The sequence below is a fragment of the Herbaspirillum sp. NPDC101397 genome (assembly GCF_044767325.1).
Lineage (GTDB): Bacteria > Pseudomonadota > Gammaproteobacteria > Burkholderiales > Burkholderiaceae_D > Herbaspirillum.
The window spans coordinates 52,026-69,123 of sequence record NZ_JBIWNS010000006.1; the positions used below are offsets into that span (position 1 = coordinate 52,026).

General features: G+C 60.7%; 20 protein-coding genes. 7 read left to right on the top strand and 13 right to left on the bottom strand.

Annotated features, from left to right (window positions below):
• Positions 1-17: 17 nt before the first annotated feature.
• The 6 genes from ACIROW_RS15315 to ACIROW_RS15340 form a co-directional block, all read right to left on the bottom strand.
• On the bottom strand, positions 18-587 hold the full coding sequence (locus ACIROW_RS15315; RefSeq protein ID WP_402277096.1) for a cytochrome c oxidase assembly protein: 570 nt from the start codon (positions 585-587) through the stop codon (positions 18-20).
• Positions 587-694 (bottom strand): cytochrome oxidase small assembly protein, encoded by a 108-nt coding sequence (locus ACIROW_RS15320; protein ID WP_016834733.1) that lies wholly within the window; start codon positions 692-694, stop codon positions 587-589. The genes ACIROW_RS15315 and ACIROW_RS15320 overlap by 1 nt, the downstream gene beginning before the upstream one ends.
• Positions 695-728: 34 nt before the next feature.
• A complete protein-coding gene (gene ctaD / locus ACIROW_RS15325) occupies positions 729-2,348 on the bottom strand; it encodes a cytochrome c oxidase subunit I (RefSeq protein WP_402277098.1) in 1,620 nt (539 codons plus the stop codon).
• 61 nt (positions 2,349-2,409) lie between these two features.
• Entirely contained in the window at positions 2,410-3,582 is a 1,173-nt protein-coding gene (gene coxB / locus ACIROW_RS15330) for a cytochrome c oxidase subunit II (protein ID WP_402277099.1), read from the bottom strand.
• Between the two features lie 42 nt (positions 3,583-3,624).
• Entirely contained in the window at positions 3,625-4,083 is a 459-nt protein-coding gene (locus tag ACIROW_RS15335) for a DUF2244 domain-containing protein (RefSeq protein WP_402277101.1), read from the bottom strand.
• 241 nt (positions 4,084-4,324) lie between these two features.
• A complete protein-coding gene (locus tag ACIROW_RS15340) occupies positions 4,325-5,260 on the bottom strand; it encodes a methyltransferase domain-containing protein (protein ID WP_402277102.1) in 936 nt (311 codons plus the stop codon).
• 154 nt (positions 5,261-5,414) lie between these two features.
• Between ACIROW_RS15340 and ACIROW_RS15345 the strand changes: the two genes are divergently transcribed.
• Positions 5,415-6,158 (top strand): phosphoribosyltransferase family protein, encoded by a 744-nt coding sequence (locus ACIROW_RS15345; RefSeq protein WP_402277104.1) that lies wholly within the window; start codon positions 5,415-5,417, stop codon positions 6,156-6,158.
• A gap of 25 nt (positions 6,159-6,183) precedes the next feature.
• Complete coding sequence (gene trmL, locus ACIROW_RS15350; protein ID WP_402277106.1) at positions 6,184-6,666, top strand: tRNA (uridine(34)/cytosine(34)/5-carboxymethylaminomethyluridine(34)-2'-O)-methyltransferase TrmL; 483 nt, start codon at positions 6,184-6,186, stop codon at positions 6,664-6,666.
• A 61-nt stretch (positions 6,667-6,727) separates the two neighbouring features.
• Here the strand turns inward: trmL and ACIROW_RS15355 are convergent, their stop codons facing one another.
• From ACIROW_RS15355 to ACIROW_RS15370, 4 genes are all read right to left on the bottom strand, one after another.
• A complete protein-coding gene (locus ACIROW_RS15355; protein WP_402277108.1) occupies positions 6,728-7,522 on the bottom strand; it encodes an ABC transporter ATP-binding protein in 795 nt (264 codons plus the stop codon).
• A gap of 1 nt (position 7,523) precedes the next feature.
• Positions 7,524-8,417, bottom strand: coding sequence for an ABC transporter permease (locus ACIROW_RS15360; RefSeq protein WP_265211753.1), 894 nt, complete (start codon positions 8,415-8,417; stop codon positions 7,524-7,526).
• 137 nt (positions 8,418-8,554) lie between these two features.
• On the bottom strand, positions 8,555-9,529 hold the full coding sequence (locus ACIROW_RS15365) for an ABC transporter substrate-binding protein (RefSeq protein WP_402277111.1): 975 nt from the start codon (positions 9,527-9,529) through the stop codon (positions 8,555-8,557).
• A gap of 98 nt (positions 9,530-9,627) precedes the next feature.
• Positions 9,628-10,605 carry an ABC transporter substrate-binding protein gene (locus tag ACIROW_RS15370; RefSeq protein WP_402277113.1) on the bottom strand — a complete coding sequence of 326 codons (978 nt, stop codon included), beginning with the start codon at positions 10,603-10,605 and terminating at the stop codon, positions 9,628-9,630.
• Between the two features lie 278 nt (positions 10,606-10,883).
• Between ACIROW_RS15370 and ACIROW_RS15375 the strand changes: the two genes are divergently transcribed.
• Both ACIROW_RS15375 and ACIROW_RS15380 read left to right on the top strand, forming a co-directional pair.
• Positions 10,884-11,234, top strand: coding sequence for a DUF2946 family protein (locus ACIROW_RS15375; protein WP_402277115.1), 351 nt, complete (start codon positions 10,884-10,886; stop codon positions 11,232-11,234).
• 50 nt (positions 11,235-11,284) lie between these two features.
• Positions 11,285-11,791, top strand: a complete 507-nt coding sequence (locus ACIROW_RS15380) for a copper chaperone PCu(A)C (protein ID WP_402277117.1) — start codon at positions 11,285-11,287, stop codon at positions 11,789-11,791.
• A gap of 87 nt (positions 11,792-11,878) precedes the next feature.
• Here the strand turns inward: ACIROW_RS15380 and rfaE2 are convergent, their stop codons facing one another.
• The 3 genes from rfaE2 to ACIROW_RS15395 form a co-directional block, all read right to left on the bottom strand.
• The gene (gene rfaE2 / locus ACIROW_RS15385) at positions 11,879-12,352 is read right to left on the bottom strand and encodes a D-glycero-beta-D-manno-heptose 1-phosphate adenylyltransferase (RefSeq protein WP_116434312.1); all 474 of its coding nucleotides are present in this window, start codon (positions 12,350-12,352) and stop codon (positions 11,879-11,881) included.
• Positions 12,353-12,446: 94 nt separating this feature from the next.
• On the bottom strand, positions 12,447-13,304 hold the full coding sequence (locus ACIROW_RS15390) for a ferritin-like domain-containing protein (RefSeq protein ID WP_402277120.1): 858 nt from the start codon (positions 13,302-13,304) through the stop codon (positions 12,447-12,449).
• A gap of 140 nt (positions 13,305-13,444) precedes the next feature.
• Positions 13,445-14,170, bottom strand: a complete 726-nt coding sequence (locus tag ACIROW_RS15395; RefSeq protein ID WP_402277122.1) for a PhaM family polyhydroxyalkanoate granule multifunctional regulatory protein — start codon at positions 14,168-14,170, stop codon at positions 13,445-13,447.
• 115 nt (positions 14,171-14,285) lie between these two features.
• Between ACIROW_RS15395 and ACIROW_RS15400 the strand changes: the two genes are divergently transcribed.
• From ACIROW_RS15400 to queC, 3 genes are all read left to right on the top strand, one after another.
• A complete protein-coding gene (locus tag ACIROW_RS15400) occupies positions 14,286-15,368 on the top strand; it encodes a DUF3108 domain-containing protein (protein WP_402277123.1) in 1,083 nt (360 codons plus the stop codon).
• A 145-nt stretch (positions 15,369-15,513) separates the two neighbouring features.
• Positions 15,514-16,296, top strand: coding sequence for a DUF3108 domain-containing protein (locus ACIROW_RS15405; protein ID WP_402277125.1), 783 nt, complete (start codon positions 15,514-15,516; stop codon positions 16,294-16,296).
• A 53-nt stretch (positions 16,297-16,349) separates the two neighbouring features.
• Positions 16,350-17,078 (top strand): 7-cyano-7-deazaguanine synthase QueC, encoded by a 729-nt coding sequence (queC, locus tag ACIROW_RS15410; RefSeq protein ID WP_402277127.1) that lies wholly within the window; start codon positions 16,350-16,352, stop codon positions 17,076-17,078.
• Positions 17,079-17,098 lie beyond the last annotated feature (20 nt).

Sequence of the window (17,098 nt, forward strand, 5' to 3'; positions counted from 1 at the left end):
ACCTCCGCTTACTTTCTTCAGCTGGCCTTCTTGGCCTGCCCGCCGATCTCGAAGAACGTATAAGACAGCGTGATCGTCGTTACATCCTTGGGCAGCGCCGGATCGATGTAGAACACCACCGGCATTTGCTTGGCCTGGTTCGGACCCAGCGTCTGCTGCGTGAAACAGAAACATTCCACCTTCTTGAAGAAGGCTGCCGACTGCTGCGGCGCGTAACTCGGGATGGCTTGGGCGTCGACGCTGCGCGCCTGGGTATTGACCACCTCGTACACCACCTGCGTCATTTCGCCCGGATGGACCTTCATGCTGGCTACGGTCGGGCGGAAACGCCACGGTCCCTGCGAATTGCCGTCGAACTCGATCGTCACGGTACGGCTCTTGTCGATCTGGCTGTTGCTCGGCGCTTCGACCGTCACATCCTTGGGCGTCAGGAAATTGACGCCGGTCACTTCGCAAATCTTTTTATACACCGGGATCAGCGCATAGCCGAAACCGAACATCAGCACTGCAATCACCAGCAGCTTGCCGAGCATCTTGCGGTTCAGGCTGCTTTCCGGCGACGCGTCGTTCTTGTCGGCGTCACTCATCAGCGGAACCAGATGCGATTGATGAAGATGCCGGCAAAGAACACAAATGCCACCAGCGCCAGCAACAAACCCGTGCGCAGATTATTCGGCTTTTTACGATCTGTCATACGAAGTGGGCGGAACCAGCCCGCCGCTCCTTTTTTACTTAACTGTCGGTGGCGTTTCGAATGTGTGGAACGGCGCCGGGCTCGGCACAGTCCACTCCAGACCTTCGGCGCCTTCCCATGGCTTGTCTGCTGCCTTGACGCCGCCCTTGATCGACGGGATCACCACGAAGAACAGGAAGTACACCTGCGACAGACCAAAACCGAACGCGCCGATGGTCGCGAGCATGTTGAAGTCGGTGAACTGCGCCGGATAGTCGGCGTAGCGACGCGGCATGCCGGCCAGACCCAGGAAGTGCATCGGGAAGAAGGTCACGTTGAACCAGACCAGCGAGTTCCAGAAGTGGATCTTGCCGCGGGTTTCGTTGTACATGAAGCCTGTCCACTTCGGACCCCAGTAGTAGAAACCGGCGAACAGCGCGAATAGCGAACCGGCCACCAGCACGTAGTGGAAGTGCGCCACCACGTAATAGGTATCCTGCATCTGGATGTCGATCGGGGTCACGGCCAGGATCAGGCCGGTGAAGCCGCCCATGGTGAACACGAAGATGAAACCGACCGAGAACAGCATCGGTGTTTCAAACGTCATCGAACCGCGCCACATGGTGGCGATCCAATTGAAGATCTTCACACCGGTCGGCACGGCGATCAGCATCGTGGCGTACATGAAGAACAGCTGTGCAGTCACCGGCATGCCGGTGGTGAACATGTGGTGGGCCCAGACGATGAACGACAGGATCGCGATCGAAGCAGTCGCATAGACCATCGATGCATAGCCGAACAGTTGCTTGCGGGCGAAGGCCGGGATGATCTGCGACACGATGCCGAACGCCGGCAGAATCATGATGTAGACCTCAGGGTGGCCGAAGAACCAGAAGATGTGTTGATACATCACCGGATCGCCGCCGCCGGCAGCATTGAAGAACGAAGTACCGAAGTGGCGGTCAGTCAGCGTCATGGTGATCGCGCCTGCCAGCACCGGCATCACGGCGATCAGCAGGTAGGCGGTGATCAGCCAGGTCCAGCAGAACATCGGCATCTTCATCAGCGTCATGCCGGGAGCGCGCATGTTGAGGATGGTGACGATGATGTTGATCGAGCCCATGATCGACGACGCGCCCATGATGTGCATCGCAAAAATACCCATGTCCATGCCCGGGCCCATTTGCGTCGACAGCGGCGCATACAGGGTCCAGCCGGCGGCAGTCGCACCGCCCGGCACCAGGAAGGAACCAGCCAGCAGCAGCGCCGCAGGCGGCAGCAGCCAGAACGAGAAGTTGTTCATGCGGGCGAACGCCATGTCAGAGGCGCCGATCTGCAGAGGGATCATCCAGTTGGCGAAGCCGACGAAGGCCGGCATGATCGCGCCGAACACCATCACCAGGCCGTGCATCGTGGTCAGCTGGTTGAAGAATTCAGGACGGAAGAATTGCAGGCCGGGCTGGAACAGTTCGGCGCGGATCAACAACGCCAGCACGCCGCCGGACAGCAGCATGGTGAACGAGAACCACAGGTACAGCGTACCGATGTCCTTGTGGTTGGTTGCAAAGATCCAGCGGCGCCAGCCGTGCGGATGATCGTGATGTCCGTGATCATCATGGCCGTGTGCGTGGTCATGCGAATGATCGTGGCCGTGATCGACTACTGTTGTGCTCATTTCAGTCTCCCAATTCGATACATGCGCACCTTCCCGGCGCGCAGGTTCTCACTTAGTTCAATTACTTGCGCGCAGCCAGGACCTCGGCCGGTTGGACGATGTTTTCTTGTGCTTTGTTGGACCAGCTGTTGCGTGTATAGGTGATCACGGCGGCGATCTCGGTGTCGTTCAGGACCGATTTCCATGCCGGCATGGCGTTCTTGCCGTTCAGCACGACCGCGATCTGCGCAGCGCGCGGACCGTTCACAACCGGGTCTCCGTCCAGTGCAGGGAATGCACCCGGCACGCCCTTGCCGTTGGCCTGGTGGCAGACCACGCAATTGGAGGTGTAGACTTTTTCGCCGCGTTGCTTGAGTTCGTCAATGGTCCAGACCTTGGTCGGATCGTCGGCCTTGGCGGCCATTTCCTTCTTCTTGCCGTCGACCCAGGTCTTGTAGTCGGCGTCGCTGACGACGTTGACCACGATAGGCATGAAGGCGTGGTCCTTGCCGCACAGCTCAACGCATTGGCCGCGGTAAGTGCCGATCTTTTCAGCCTTGAACCAGGTGTCGCGCACGAAACCGGGGATCGCATCCTGCTTCACGCCGAACGCCGGGATAGTCCACGAGTGGATCACGTCGTTGGCGGTGGTGATAATGCGAACTTTCTTGTTGACCGGCACGACGACAGGGTTGTCGACTTCGAGCAGGTAATTGTCGTTTTTCTTCAGCGAAGGATCGGTGATCTGTTCACGCGGGGTGGCCAGGTTGGCGAGGAACGAAATGCCTTCGCCTTCGCCCTTGAGGTAGTCGTAGCCCCACTTCCATTGCATGCCGGTGGCCTTGATGGTCAGGTCGGCGTTGGAGGTGTCTTTCATCGCGACCACGGTCTTGGTGGCGGGCAGCGCCATGCCGATCACGATCAGGAACGGAATCACGGTCCAGGCGATTTCAACGGTGGTGCTTTCGTGGAAACTGGCCGACTTGTGGCCGAGGGACTTGCGGTGCTTGAGGATGGAGTAAAACATGACGCCGAACACGGCGACGAAAATCACCAGACAGATGATCAGCATCAGATGATGCAGATCGTAGATCTGTTCGGCGATCTGCGTGACCGGCGGCTGGAAATTGGTCTGCAACACGGCCGGACCACCCTGGCTGTCGACGACTTTATCACCCCATGCCCATGACGGCACGGAAGCCGCCAGGAGCGATGCACCAAGTAGCAAAGAGTGAAGGCGCTTCGCAATTATCATGATTTCCTCAAAAGCCCAAAATAATTATAAGAATTGTGCCGACTACCTGACGTTACTGCTTGCTGATAACTCGCGTTCCAGCTCCAGTGCGAATTCGCGTCTCTTCCATTCCGTCAGGTACCGACCTACATCGACTCGTATTCCAGAGGACTCAAGCCTCACCAGTTTCCCAGCTGAGTGAGACCCTGCCGGACCAATGCGTACGTGCTGCAGATCGAGCCTGTAATGACTCGTTTTTCCTGCCTGTACGAATTCGACCAGCAAACAATCTTCGACCAGCGCGATATATTCGCGATCAGTCGCATGACGTGCATAAATCAGAAAAGCAAAACCGACTGCGGACAACTCAAGTACAGAAAAAACCAATATGTACCAGGCTCCACGCAAAGTGAAAACGAACGCTACTGCCAGCGAAACCGCGCATAGGATCGCGAAAACCTGCCCCAATTGGCGCGGCGCAATCGAACAGTTGCGCTTCAACAGCCACTCCCGCTTTACCATCGGACATTCTCCAGGCCGTTGGGCCGAGCACGTCCGCACAAGCTAAAACCCTCGGAGTATAAGGGGTAACCATAAATGTTATCAAGCGGAATAAAGTCGCTTTTTCGCTCTTGACACAATGCCTTTTCAGGCCCTGAAACAACCACTTCCGCGTCTGGAAAACCGCCTTTGGCGCGCATTGCGACAACTCGGCGGTTCGGCTGCGCGGCATTCATCGGCGGCTCCTTGGGCGACGGTCCTGCTACTTTCTGGGCAAATCGAAGCGGATGATGGCCTCACCACCGGCTGTGGTCTTGGGTACAGGTCGGAAGGCGTGGCCGTAAATCACCTCAAAACTCAGCGGTATCTTGCCGTCGGCACCGCGCTGCCGGTCCAGTGCCTGCAACAGGTGGGCGTGGGCCTTGCGACCAAGCAGGCCGCGCCGCCGGCTTTCCAGCGGATTGCCGCCCCAGGCGCGCAGGTCGGCCAGCAGGCGCTGCGGCGTGTCATACGTAACTGTGATGGCTTCCATGTCCATGACCGGCGTCGAAAAACCGGCATTGACCAGCATGTCACCGAAATCGTGCATGTCGACGAAGGGCAAGCTGTGCGGATCGGCGTCGACTGCCTCGAAGGCCGTGCGCAGCTCCTTGAAGGTATCCGGCCCGAAGCACGAAAACATCAGCAAACCCTCGACCCGCAAGACCCGGCGCCACTCGGCGAAGACCCGGTCCGGCTGCGGATGCCAGTGCAGCGCCAGATTGGACCAGACCATGTCGAGCGCATTGGGCGCAAACGGCAGCTGCGCAAAATCGGCGCAGGCCAGGCTGGCGCCGCCGCCGGCATTGGCCGCGGGCAGCCATTTGTTGAGCAGGCGGTTGACGGCGGACTGTGCGGCGATCTGGTGCTCACGGGCCAGCGCCACCATGTTGAAGGCGCCGTCAAGACCGACGATCTGGGCGTCCGTGAAACGCTTTTGCAGCGCGGCGATGTCGGCGCCCTCGCCACAACCCGCGTCCAGCACGCGTTGCGGGTCGATCTTGACAAGCAGCAGGCGCTCCAGCATGCGCGCCGACACCTCGCGGCGCAGGAAATCGGATTCCGCCACGCGCGCCGGCGCCGAGAACAGGCGGCGCACCAGGGGCAAATCGATGGGCGCGCTCAATTTGGCGCTGGCGTTAGGCGGTGGCAAAGACATGAAAAATTCGGGCGGACAAGATGAGATAATCGGCGCTAGTTTAGTCCAATTCCTCTTTTCGGGTGCGCCGCCGCTGCGACGCGGCCGAAAATCCGGACCGACTTCTCGTACCTACGCGCACCTGCGCACCCACTCACCTACGCATCCATCATCCATGCTCTCGCGCCTGCTGACGATTTCCCGCCGCTTGCTCCCCTTCGGGCGCCTGCTGCCGTCATCTTGCGTGCTGTGCGGACAGACCGACAGTGACGCGTTGTGCCAGTCATGCCGGACGCGCTATTTTTCGATCCGGCCGCGGCGCTGCGTGCAGTGCGCGATCCCTATCCCAACCACCGCCAGGGAGATCCGCTGCGGCGACTGCCTCAGGCACAAGCCCGCCTTCGACGCCACCGTAGTCGCCGGCGATTATGCCGCGCCAGCCGACCAGCTGGTGCTGACGCTGAAGTTCGGCGCGACCTTGCCACTGGCGCCGCTGCTGGCCGACATGCTGCGCGAAGCGCTTGGTCATCACGCCGAACGCGGCCTGCCGCTGCCGACCTTGATGGCAGCAGTACCGCTGGGCCCGGCACGCCTGCAGGAGCGCGGCTTCAACCAGTCGCTGGAGATCGCCAGGCCGCTGGCGCGCGCATTGGAAATCCGCCTGGAGCCGCGATTGCTGGTGCGCCTGCGCGATACCCAGGCGCAGGCGACGCTGCCCAACGACGAGCGCAAACGCAATATGCGGCGCGCCTTCGTGGTACCCACCAGCGCCATGAACCACGTGCGCGGCGCGCACATCGGCGTGGTCGATGACGTCATCACCACCGGCGAAACGCTCAATGAAATTGCCGAAACGCTCAAGCGCTTCGGTGCGCGACGCGTGACCAACATCGTGTTCGCCCGCACCGTGGCGAAGTAGTCACATCATCATCAAGGAGAGTCATTTGTTCCACGTCGTCCTGGTCGAGCCGGAAATCCCGCCCAACACCGGCAACATCATCCGTCTGTGCGCCAATACCGGTGCGCAATTGCATCTGATCGAACCACTCGGATTTCCGCTTGACGACGCCAAGATGCGGCGCGCCGGGCTGGATTACCACGACTATGCCAGCATGCAGGTGCATCCGGACTGGGATGCCTTCATCGCCAAGCGCCGTGCTGATCCGCAGTTCGATGAAGGGCGCATGTTCGCGCTGACCACGCACGGCTCGACGCCGTTTGCGAGCGTGGCATTCCGCCCCGGCGACGTGTTCGTGTTCGGCGCCGAAACCCGCGGCCTGGCGCCGGAACTGCGCGAATCCTTCCCGACCACGCAACGCATCCGCCTGCCGATGCGGCCCGACAACCGCAGCCTCAACCTGTCCAACACGGTGGCCGTGGTGGTCTATGAAGCATGGCGGCAGAATGGCTTTGCCGGCGGCGCATAGAATGTGACGCCAAATAAAAAAGGCCGCGATTGCGGCCTTTTTCATTGTGCAGAGACCAACCTCAGCCGAGCAGCAATGCGTCGTCGGACAAGACTTCGCCGCGCGTACGCTCGAACATCTTCAGCAAGTCAGGCACGTCGAGACCGGCGCGCTCTTCACCTGAAACGTCCAGCACCACCTGCCCCTGATGCAGCATCACGGTGCGGTCGCCGTAATCGAGCGCCTGGCGCATGCTGTGGGTCACCATCATGGTGGTCAGCTTGCTTTCGGCAACGATCTTGGCGGTCAGCTGCAGCACAAACGCGGCAGTCTTCGGATCCAGCGCGGCGGTGTGCTCATCCAGCAGCAGGATGCGCGACGGTTGCAGCGACGCCATCAGCAGGCTGACGGCCTGGCGCTGGCCGCCGGACAAGAGGCCGATGCGGTCGGTCAGGCGCTTTTCCAGACCCAGGTTCAGAATCGACAGCTTCTCGCGGAAGAGTTCGCGCATGTTGCGCTTGATCGCGAAACCAAAGCCGCGACGCTTGCCGCGCGCCATCGCCAGCGCCATGTTTTCTTCGATGGTCAGCGCTTCGCAGGTGCCGGCCATCGGATCCTGGAACACGCGCGCCACCATGCCGGCGCGATCCCAGGCTTGTTTCTTCGTGACGTCGACGCCGTCGATTTCAATGCTGCCGGAGTCCACCAGCAGGTCACCCGAAATCGCATTGAGGAAGGTCGACTTGCCGGCGCCGTTGGAGCCGATCACGGCAACGAACTGGCCGGTCGGGATTTCCAGGTTGAGGCCGCGCAGGGCTGGGTTTTCAATCGGGGTGCCCGGATTGAAGGTGATCTTGAGTTCTTTGGCCTTCAACATGTCAGGCTCCCTTGCGCAGCAGTTTCAGCTTGCGCTTGCCCATCGGCAGCACCAGCGCCAGCATGACCAGCACGGCGGTGACCAGGTTCAGATCTTGCGCCTGCAGGCCGATGAAATCGCTGTTCAACGCCAGCGCGATGAAGAAGCGGTACAGGATCGCGCCGAGGATCACGGCCAGCGTGGTCAGCACAAGGCGTCGCGCCGGCAGGATGTTTTCACCGATGATGACGGCCGCCAGGCCGATCACGATGGTGCCGATACCCATGGAGATATCAGCGCCGCCCTGGGTCTGCGCAAACAGCGCACCGCCCAATGCGACCAGCGCGTTGGCCAGCGCCATGCCGGCCAACGTGGCGCGGCCGGTGGCGATGCCCTGGGCGCGCGCCATGCGGGCGTTGGCGCCGGTGGCGCGCATGGCCAGGCCGATTTCGGAAGAGAAAAACCAGTCCAGCAGCAGCTTGGCGACAATCACCACGACCAGCAGCACCAGCGGACGCTCGACGTAGTCGGGCATCCAGTCCGGCAGCAGGATGCTGAAAATGGTCGGTTCGTTGATCAGCGGCACGTTCGGCTTGCCCATCACGCGCAGGTTGATGGAATACAGCGCAATCATCATCAGGATACTGGCCAGCAGATCCATGATCTTCAGGCGCACGTTCAGCCACGCGGTGGTGAAACCGGCCAGCGCGCCGGCCAGGATGGCCACGCCGGTGGCCAGGAACGGGTTGTAGCCGGCGGCGATCATGGTGGCCGCAACGGCGCCGCCGAGCGGAAAACTGCCGTCGACGGTCAGATCAGGGAAGGTGAGGATGCGGAAAGAAATCAGCACCCCGAGGGCGACCAGGCTGAAAATCAGGCCGATTTCCAGTGCGCCCAACAACGTATACAGCGACATAAAAAGGTCTTTCTAAAAAAACACATTCGGCATCGGCTGCTGGCCGATGCCGAATGTCCTCTGAAAATCACGGCATGCGCCGTCGGTAACGCCGCATGCCGTGCTTCAAGATTACTGCGCCGAGCGGATTGCTCCGATCAGTTGATGACCTTGGTTGCCGACTTGAGGAACTCGGGCGACAGCGTCACGCCTTGTTTCTGTGCGGCGGAGGTGTTGATGTACAGCTCCAGGTTCTTGCTGGTCGACGATGGAATGTCGCCCGGCTTTTCACCCTTGAGGATGCGCGCCACGATTTTACCGGTCTGGCGGCCCAGGTCGTAGAAATTCACGCCCAGTGCCGCCACGGCGCCGCGCTTGACGCTGCCGGTGTCGGAAGCCAGCAGCGGGATCTTGGCATCGTTGCAGACCTTGGCCAGCGACTCGAAGGTCGATACGACCACGTTGTCGGTGGTGGTGTACATCAGGTCGATCTTGCCGATCAGGCTCTTGGCGGCCGGCGCGACGTCAACCGAGCGCGGCGCGGCGGCTTCCACCAGCGTCATGCCCTGCTTTTCCAGCACGGCCTTGATGGCGTTCAAGGCCGACACCGAATTGGATTCGCCCGGATTGTAGACGATACCGATGCGCTTGGCGGTCGGCAGGACCTTCTTGATGATCTCGACTTGCTTGACCGGGTCGAGCATGTGCGACAGGCCAGTCACGTTGGTGCCGGACGGGCCCCAGTCCTTGACCAGTTGCGCGGCGATCGGGTCGGCGATGCCGGAGTACACGATAGGGATGGTCTTGGTCGACGCCACCAGCGGCTGCGCCGACGGGGTGCCGATGGCGACGATCACGTCAGGGTTGTCGCCGACGAATTTCTTGGCGATCTGACCGGCTGTGCCGGCATTGCCCTGGGCGCTCTGGAATTCGAATTTGAAACCCTTGCCGGCCTCGTAACCTTCAGCCTTGAGTTCGTCGCGGGTGCCGTCGCGTACGGCGTCCAGCGCCGGATGCTCAACGATCGACGTGACCATCACGCTCTTGTCCGCGGCCATGGCCGGCGCGGCGCAAACGGCCGCCAGCGCGAGTGCGCCGGTGACGGCGCGCAAAGTTTTACTCAGTGTGAACATACCCTCTCCTCTGTGATGCTGTGTATGAAAAAGCGCCTCTAGGGGGGAGGCGCAAAAAGCGCCTCTAGGCGGGCGCTTGCTTTTTCGTTGATGACTGATTATTTGATGACTGTCTTGGCCGACTTGATCAGGTCAGCCGACAAGGTCACGCCTTGTTTTTGCGCAGCGGTCGTATTGACGAACAATTCCAGCTTGCTGCTGGTGGCCGAGGCGATGTCGCCCGGCTTTTCGCCCTTCAGGATGCGTGCGACAACTTTGCCGGTCTGACGGCCCAGGTCATAGTAGTTCACGCCCAGCGCAGCAATCGCACCGCGCTTGACGCTGTCGGTATCGGAGGCCACCAGCGGAATCTTGGCGTCGTTGCCGACCTTGACCAGCGCTTCATAGGCGGACACGACGTTGTTGTCGGTGTTGGTGTAGATCACATCGACCTTGCCGATCAGGCTCTTGGCGGCGGAACCGACGTCGACCGTACGTGGCGCAGCGGCTTCAACCAGCGTGATGCCGGACTTGCCGAGCAATTCCTTCATCGCCTTGACGACCACGGCGGAATTGGCTTCGCCGGGGTTGTAGACCATGCCGACGCGCTTGACGTTGGGCACGACGCGCTTGATCAGGTCGACTTGCTTTTCCAGTTCCAGCAGGTCGGACACCCCGGTGACGTTGGTGCCGGAAGGCTTCCAGTCCTTGACCAGTTGCGCAGCGACCGGATCCGTCACGCCGGAATAGACGACCGGAATGGTCTTGGTGGCGCTGACCAAGGCCTGGGCCGATGGTGTGGCGATGGCGACAATGGCGTCAGGCTTGTCGCCGACGAATTTGCGGGCGATCTGCGCAGCGGTGCCGGTGTTGCCCTGGGCGCTTTGGTATTCCCACTTGAGATTCTTGCCGGCTTCGAAGCCTTCGTCCTTCAGTTCGTCCTTGACGCCGTCGCGGACGGCATCCAGGGCAGGATGTTCGACGATTGCGGTAACCAGAACTGCCTTGTCCGCAGCCAGGGCCGGCGCGGAACAGACTGCTGCCAATACGAGGGTGCTGACCAAGGTGCGCAACGACAGTTTTTTCATGCTGGACATGAATGTCTCCTCAAAATTATTAGATGAAACCGGCAAAAGACGGTAAGTCTAGCCTAGCGCCTGCCAACAATCAATTTGCGTCGGCGATTTCGATGCTGCGGCAAAATCGCATGAAATCACATAAAAGCGGGCCGATTCGTTCAAAAGACTTCATCCGGTGCGATCTTTGGCACATCCGTTCGTATTTCACCGAAATTCGGCCCGGCGCGGCATTATCCACGGTAAAACGACTTGCTGCAGGCGTGCAAGAAAAACCCGCTTGCTATAATCTGCGCCCTATGCCGAGCCTTCTCCGTCCCGTCGCCACCTGGATCGCCATCGCCTGCCTGGTGATCGGCAGCCTGTTGCCGCTGGCATCGCAGGCGGCGGCCAAATCGTCGTCCGAGATGGCCATGGGGATCTGCTCGACCTCGGCATCGTGGCAAAGCCCTACGGGCGCACCGGGCCAGATGGCGCATGCGCATTGCCTGTACTGCAGCGGGGGCCAGCCGTTTCACCTGGATTTTCCGGACAGCAATGTCGACGCCTTCCACGCCGCCTTGGTCTACATCACGACGCCGGCACCGCAACGGGTATCGCAACTGCAGCGGTTGCGCGAAGACAGCTGGGCGCGCGCGCCACCGGTTTGAGGGATGTACCGCAAGATCGACCTCCCTCTCCCATTTTTCCAAGGATATCCATGTTCCACCGTCATTTATTCTCCCGCCTGGCCCTGATCGCCGGCATCGCGCTGAGCGGTGCCGCTTCCGCCCATGATTACAAAGCCGGCGACCTGCAGGTCGGCCACCCGTGGGCGCGTCCGACCGTCCCGGGCCAGCCGTCCGGCGGCGCTTACCTGAGCATCGAAAACAAGGGCAAGACCGGCGACAAGCTGGTGTCGGTCAGTTCGCCGGTCGCCAAATCCTCCGAAATCCACACCATGTCCATGGACGGCAACGTCATGAAGATGCGCGAAGTCGGCAGCATCGACATCAAGCCATCCGAAAAGATCGCCATGCAGCCCGGCAACGGCTATCACATCATGCTGATCGGCCTGAGCCAGCCGCTCAAGCTGGGCGACAAGATTCCGCTGACGCTGACGTTTGAGAAGGCCGGCAAGCTGGAGGTATCGATTTACGTCGAAGACAAGACCGCCGGCAAGGATGCGAAAGACGCCAAGGGTGGGATGGAACACATGCATCACTGAGGTGTCTCGCCCACTGAAGGTGAGCAGAAAAAAAGCGGCCCGCGGGCCGCTTTTTTCATCTGCGCTCCAGGCGCCGAGGCTGACGGCCTACTTGCGCACCTTGGCCAGCAGCTTGGTCGTCGAACGGTCGTGTTCGAACGCAATCGCCACGGATTTTCCGCCGTAGGCCGCAACTGCCTGCCCTTCCGGAATCGCCGCCATGTCGTAATCGCCGCCCTTGACGTAAATCTGCGGGCGCGCTTCCTGCACCACTTCCAGTGCAGTGTCTTCATCGAAGGGCACCACCAGCGACACCGACTCCAGCGCGGCCAGTACGGCCATGCGGTCTTCGCAGGTGTTGATCGGACGATCATCGCCCTTGCCGAGGCGTTTTACCGAGGCATCGGTATTGGCCGCGACCACCAGCGATGCGCCTTCGGCGCGCGCCTGCGCCAGGTAGGTCACATGGCCGCGATGCAGGATGTCGAACACGCCGTTGGTCAGCACTACCGGCTGCGGCAAGGCGGCGACGCGCGCTTGCAGGTCGGCGCGGCTGCAGATTTTTTTCTCGAAATCACTCATGGACAATTCCAGATAACGTTTGCGTTGCAAGCTTGCATTCGCATGTAAAAAAGCCGCACCTGAGTGCGGCTTTGCCGATTCGGAAGCGACCCGGTCAGGCGGCGGCGGGATGTGCCGGCGGCGCCATGCGCGTGACGACTTCCTTGCGGTAGCGGTTCAGCTCCTGCACGGTCTCGAACGTACGCTCAAACAGCAGCGACATATTGTGCAGGATGCGGTCGACGACCTTCTTTTCCCACTCGCTGTCGAACTTGATCTGCGTGTCTAGCCAGTGCTCCAGCCACTCCGGATCCGGCAAACGGCTTTGCACGGTATCGTTCGGGAACAGCGCCTGATTGACATGCAGGTTGGTCGGATGCAGCGGCTTTTCGGTGCGGCGGGCCGAAGCCATCAGCACGCCGATCTTGGCGAAGGCTGCGCGCGCAGTATCGCCGACTTCGACCAGAGCCTTTTTCATGTAGCGCAGATAAGCGCCGCCGTGGCGCGCTTCGTCCTGGCTGATGATCTTGTAGATTTGCTTGATGACCGGCTCGGTGTGCCAGTCGGAGGCGCAGCGGTACCAGTGGTTCAGACGGATTTCGCCGCAGAAGTGCATCATCAGCGTTTCCAGCGGCGGCGCCGGATCGAACTCAAAGCGCACATTGTGCAATTCTTCTTCGGTCGGCGCGAACTCGGGCTTGAAGCGGCGCAGATATTCCATCAGCACCAGCGAATGTTTTTGCTCTTCGAAGAACCACACCGACATGAATGCGGAGAAGTCGCTGTCGCCGCGGTTGTCGCGCAGAAACATTTCCGTCGCAGGCAGCGCCGACCATTCAGTGATCGCATTCATGCGAATGGTCTGGGCTTGCTCGTCGGAGAGCATGGACGCGTCGAATTTGTCCCAAGGAATATCTTTATCCATGTTCCAGCGGACTTGCTCGAGCGATTTAAACAGTTCTGGGTACAGCATTCTGACCTTGCCTATGATTTAACTTGTTGATTTTACCAAGAATTTTCCCCGTCCCCATACTAAAACGGCTTCATTTCAGAATGATGACAAGCGGCAAAGTCTCGCAAATTATGCGGACAAATGTTGTTGTTTTGCGCCGATCAAGGGGATTTTGGCTTGCGGGAGGCTGGCTTGGGTTTGCCAGATTGTACAACAGTCGATTTAGCGCGTGTTCGCGGTTTGGCCGCAGGTTTGGCTTTTGTTGTTTTTTTCTGAGCCCCGGGAGATGGTGTTTTGACATCTTTTCCGACCGGCGGCTGATCCGCCAGCACGTTGCCGACCGCCTGCTGGAATTGTTCCTGCAGCAAGTTCCACCATGCCGTCGGATTGGCCATCGACGCCTGGAAGTCGGGCGCGGCGGGGTCGGGCTTGTCGCCGGAAGCGGACGGTGCAGCGGCTTGAGGCTGCGGGGCCTCTTCCGGTTCAACTTCAGGCTCCGGTTCCGGCTCAGGTTCCGGCGCACGCGCAGGTGCGGATTCCGCCGCCGGCTTGCCTTGCGGCGGCCATGCCGGGAAGCCGAACGGCGAGCCGGTCTTCGCGGCGGCACCGTCGCCTTCACGCGTCGACAGAATCGCGCCCATTGCCTGCAGCGTCGTCAGCGTGGCGCTTTGCACTTCCAGCGTCTGTATGGTGGCGCGCAACATGTTCATGTTGAGTTCGAGCCAGGAAGCGACCGTTTTGAGGTCCGAGATCTTCTTGTTGATTTCGTCTACCGAGAGCGACGGAATGCCTATCGCCGGCGCGCCCATGCTGCCCCACATCTTGCGCATGAATTCCATGGTGTCGGAAATCGATCCGGCGCCGGGCATGTTGTTTTGGTTCAGCATTGCAGTCTCCCATCGGTAAAAACGTACACTAAGCTTGCGATGATTGTACGTGGTTTGCAGGCGCGGGCAACGCATTCCTCGCCTTCGGATCGCAAGGCCGCGATACACTTGCGCCATGACAGAAGCAACCGCTTTTCCACCCACCAGGCGCCGGCGCATTGCCGCGCTGATCCTGCTCACCATCGTGCTGCACGTGCTGGCCATCCACTGGGGCAAGAACTATTTCAACGCGGCGACTGCCGATGAGCGCGCCGCCTCCAGCGTGAGCGTGACGCTGCGCCCGCTGGCGTTGCCCACGCAACCGGTGTCTCTGCCGGCCGCTGCTGCACCCAAATCGCCGAAACCTGTTCTCAAAAAACCGCGCCCGCCGGCCTCCCCGGCGCAACCACCAGCAGATTCGGTTGCAACCCTCGCCGCCGCCGGCGACAGCCCGCCGACAAGCGATGCGCCGGCGCCGCAGCCCTTACAGACTCACGACGTCGCCGAACCCGCGGCGCCGAAAGAGGACAGCCCGCCCCTCGTCCAGGGCACGCAATATCGCATCGATCCGCCGCCATCGGCCGCACTTGAATACGACGTGGTGGCGTTTTCCGACAACCTTACCTGGCGCGGCACCAGCACGCTGGACTGGAAAACCGACCGCAGCCGCTACACGGTCGACGGCGAGGTTTACACGCGCCTGTTTGCCAAGATCGCCTTCCTCAACTTCACCAGCAGCGGCGAGATCGGCGCGTTCGGCGTCGAGCCCGAGCTGTACACCGAGAAGAAACGCAACCGCCCCGCCACCAACACGCATTTCAACCGCGAACGCAACGTTGTCAGCTTTTCCGCCTCGACCACCAGTTATCCGCGCGCCGGCGGCGAGCAGGATCGCGCCAGTCTGATCTGGCAACTGGCCGCCATAGGTCGCGGCGACAGCGGAAAATTCGCACCCGGCGCGGTCATCGACATGTTCGTGGCGGGCGTACGCGACGGCGAAGTGTGGCGCATGCAGGTGCTCGGGCAGGAAGAAATCCGCCTCATCACCGGCGCTGCCCAGGTCTGGCATGTAGTGCGCCAGCCGCGCCCGGGCTCTTACGAGCAACGCCTCGACATCTGGCTCGAGCCGGGACGGCAGTGGTATCCGGCGCGGCTGCGTTTTACCGAAACCAACGGCGACTATCTGGAACTGTCGCTGTCCAGCATCAAAACCTCGTGACAAAAACTCTGCAATAAAAACTCTATAAACTAGCGCCATCGAGCGTGGTCGAACAAATCTGCAACGCTCCGAAAAACCGTAGGCATGGACCGTCCCGGCACACGCATCGCCGCCGGGCAGTTGCCGAATTTTCAAGTGATTTCACATGCATAGTCAAACCGACAACATCTCTTCGCACCTGTCGCGCCTGCTTGGCGTCCTGCTGCTGAGTGCAGCCACCATTTCACCTCTGGCCCTGGCCGCCGATCCGGCTGAACATCCCGTGCTCAAGCGCAAGGTCAGCCTGCCGCCGTCGGTCGACCTCCACTACAACATCGAAGCCAAGCAAAGCGGCCTGCAAGTCACCGGCGAATCGACGGTCAAGTGGAGCAACGCCAACGGCAAATACAGCGTCAACGCCGAAACGCGCGCCATGCTGGTCGGTAAAATCCTTGAAGCCACCAGCGAAGGCGACATTGACGAGTACGGACTGGCGCCGGCGCGCTTCGTGGAGAAGCGCTTCCGCCGCGAAGCGTCCACCACCACCTTCAATCGCGAAACCCACGCCATCAACTTCACGCAATCGACCGAGACCTATCCGCTCAAGGGCGGTGAACAGGATCGCACCAGCATCATCTGGCAACTGATCTCGGTGGCGCGCGGCGCGCCGGACAAGTTCACCAACGGTTCCGAATGGCTGTTCTTCGTGGCCGGTCCGCGCGACGCCGAACAATGGAGCTTCAAGGTGGTCGGCCGCGAAAAGATCAAGACAAAACAGGGCGAGGTCAACGCCGTGCACATCTTCCGCGCGCCGCCGCCGGACGACAAGAGCCAGAAGCTTGACATCTGGCTGGCGCCGTCGTCGGACTGGTATCCGGTGCGCCTGCGTTTTACCGATCCGGACGGCGACTTCATTGAACAGACGCTTGACAACGTCAGCAAGAAATAGAAACAGCGGTAGCAACAACAAGCCTCACGACCCATCAATAAGAAGACAGAAACATGAACATCGCAACAACGCCACGTCCCTCCTTGCCGCACCGCGCGCTGGTCCTGTTCAGCGGCGGCCAGGACTCCACCACCTGCCTCGCGTGGGCGCTTTCGCGCTATGACAAAGTCGAAACCATCGGCTTCGACTACGGCCAGCGTCACGCCATCGAACTGAAAGTGCGCCCCGCGCTGCTGGAAAAAATGCGCGGCTTTTCGGACGAGTGGAACAACAAGCTTGGCGAAGACCATATGATCGATCTGTCCCTGATCAGCAAGATTTCCGACACCGCCTTGACGCGGGACGTCGCCATCTCAATGCAAGAAAACGGCTTGCCCAACACCTTCGTGCCGGGCCGCAATCTGCTGTTCATGACAGTAGCGGCGACGGTGGCCTATCGACGCGGGCTGGATGTTCTGGTGGGCGGCATGTGCGAGACTGATTTCTCGGGTTATCCGGATTGCCGCGACGACACCATGAAGGCCTTGCAGGTCGCGCTCAACCTGGGCATGGCGACGCATCTCAAAGTCGAAACGCCGCTCATGTGGATTGACAAGGCCGCAACGTGGCGCCTGTCCGAAGACCTCGGCGGCAAGGCGCTGGTCGACCTGATCCGCTCGGACACGCACACCTGTTATCTGGGTGAGCGCGGCGCCTTGCACGACTGGGGCTACGGCTGCGGCAAATGCCCGGCCTGTGATCTGCGGGCGCGCGGTTATCAGCAATACGCGCAGACGGCCTGACAATCTGACGACGATATTGC

Excerpts from the sequence above, each read along its gene's own strand:
- ACIROW_RS15315 (WP_402277096.1), bottom strand. The coding sequence starts at position 587 with ATGAGTGACGCCGACAAGAACGACGCGTCGCCGGAAAGCAGCCTGAAC.
- ACIROW_RS15320 (WP_016834733.1), bottom strand. The coding sequence starts at position 694 with ATGACAGATCGTAAAAAGCCGAATAATCTGCGCACGGGTTTGTTGCTG.
- ctaD (WP_402277098.1), bottom strand. The coding sequence starts at position 2,348 with ATGAGCACAACAGTAGTCGATCACGGCCACGATCATTCGCATGACCAC.
- coxB (WP_402277099.1), bottom strand. The coding sequence starts at position 3,582 with ATGATAATTGCGAAGCGCCTTCACTCTTTGCTACTTGGTGCATCGCTC.
- ACIROW_RS15335 (WP_402277101.1), bottom strand. The coding sequence starts at position 4,083 with ATGGTAAAGCGGGAGTGGCTGTTGAAGCGCAACTGTTCGATTGCGCCG.
- ACIROW_RS15340 (WP_402277102.1), bottom strand. The coding sequence starts at position 5,260 with ATGTCTTTGCCACCGCCTAACGCCAGCGCCAAATTGAGCGCGCCCATC.
- ACIROW_RS15345 (WP_402277104.1), top strand. The coding sequence starts at position 5,415 with ATGCTCTCGCGCCTGCTGACGATTTCCCGCCGCTTGCTCCCCTTCGGG.
- ACIROW_RS15355 (WP_402277108.1), bottom strand. The coding sequence starts at position 7,522 with ATGTTGAAGGCCAAAGAACTCAAGATCACCTTCAATCCGGGCACCCCG.
- ACIROW_RS15360 (WP_265211753.1), bottom strand. The coding sequence starts at position 8,417 with ATGTCGCTGTATACGTTGTTGGGCGCACTGGAAATCGGCCTGATTTTC.
- ACIROW_RS15365 (WP_402277111.1), bottom strand. The coding sequence starts at position 9,529 with ATGTTCACACTGAGTAAAACTTTGCGCGCCGTCACCGGCGCACTCGCG.
- ACIROW_RS15370 (WP_402277113.1), bottom strand. The coding sequence starts at position 10,605 with ATGTCCAGCATGAAAAAACTGTCGTTGCGCACCTTGGTCAGCACCCTC.
- ACIROW_RS15375 (WP_402277115.1), top strand. The coding sequence starts at position 10,884 with ATGCCGAGCCTTCTCCGTCCCGTCGCCACCTGGATCGCCATCGCCTGC.
- ACIROW_RS15380 (WP_402277117.1), top strand. The coding sequence starts at position 11,285 with ATGTTCCACCGTCATTTATTCTCCCGCCTGGCCCTGATCGCCGGCATC.
- rfaE2 (WP_116434312.1), bottom strand. The coding sequence starts at position 12,352 with ATGAGTGATTTCGAGAAAAAAATCTGCAGCCGCGCCGACCTGCAAGCG.
- ACIROW_RS15390 (WP_402277120.1), bottom strand. The coding sequence starts at position 13,304 with ATGCTGTACCCAGAACTGTTTAAATCGCTCGAGCAAGTCCGCTGGAAC.
- ACIROW_RS15395 (WP_402277122.1), bottom strand. The coding sequence starts at position 14,170 with ATGCTGAACCAAAACAACATGCCCGGCGCCGGATCGATTTCCGACACC.
- ACIROW_RS15400 (WP_402277123.1), top strand. The coding sequence starts at position 14,286 with ATGACAGAAGCAACCGCTTTTCCACCCACCAGGCGCCGGCGCATTGCC.
- ACIROW_RS15405 (WP_402277125.1), top strand. The coding sequence starts at position 15,514 with ATGCATAGTCAAACCGACAACATCTCTTCGCACCTGTCGCGCCTGCTT.
- queC (WP_402277127.1), top strand. The coding sequence starts at position 16,350 with ATGAACATCGCAACAACGCCACGTCCCTCCTTGCCGCACCGCGCGCTG.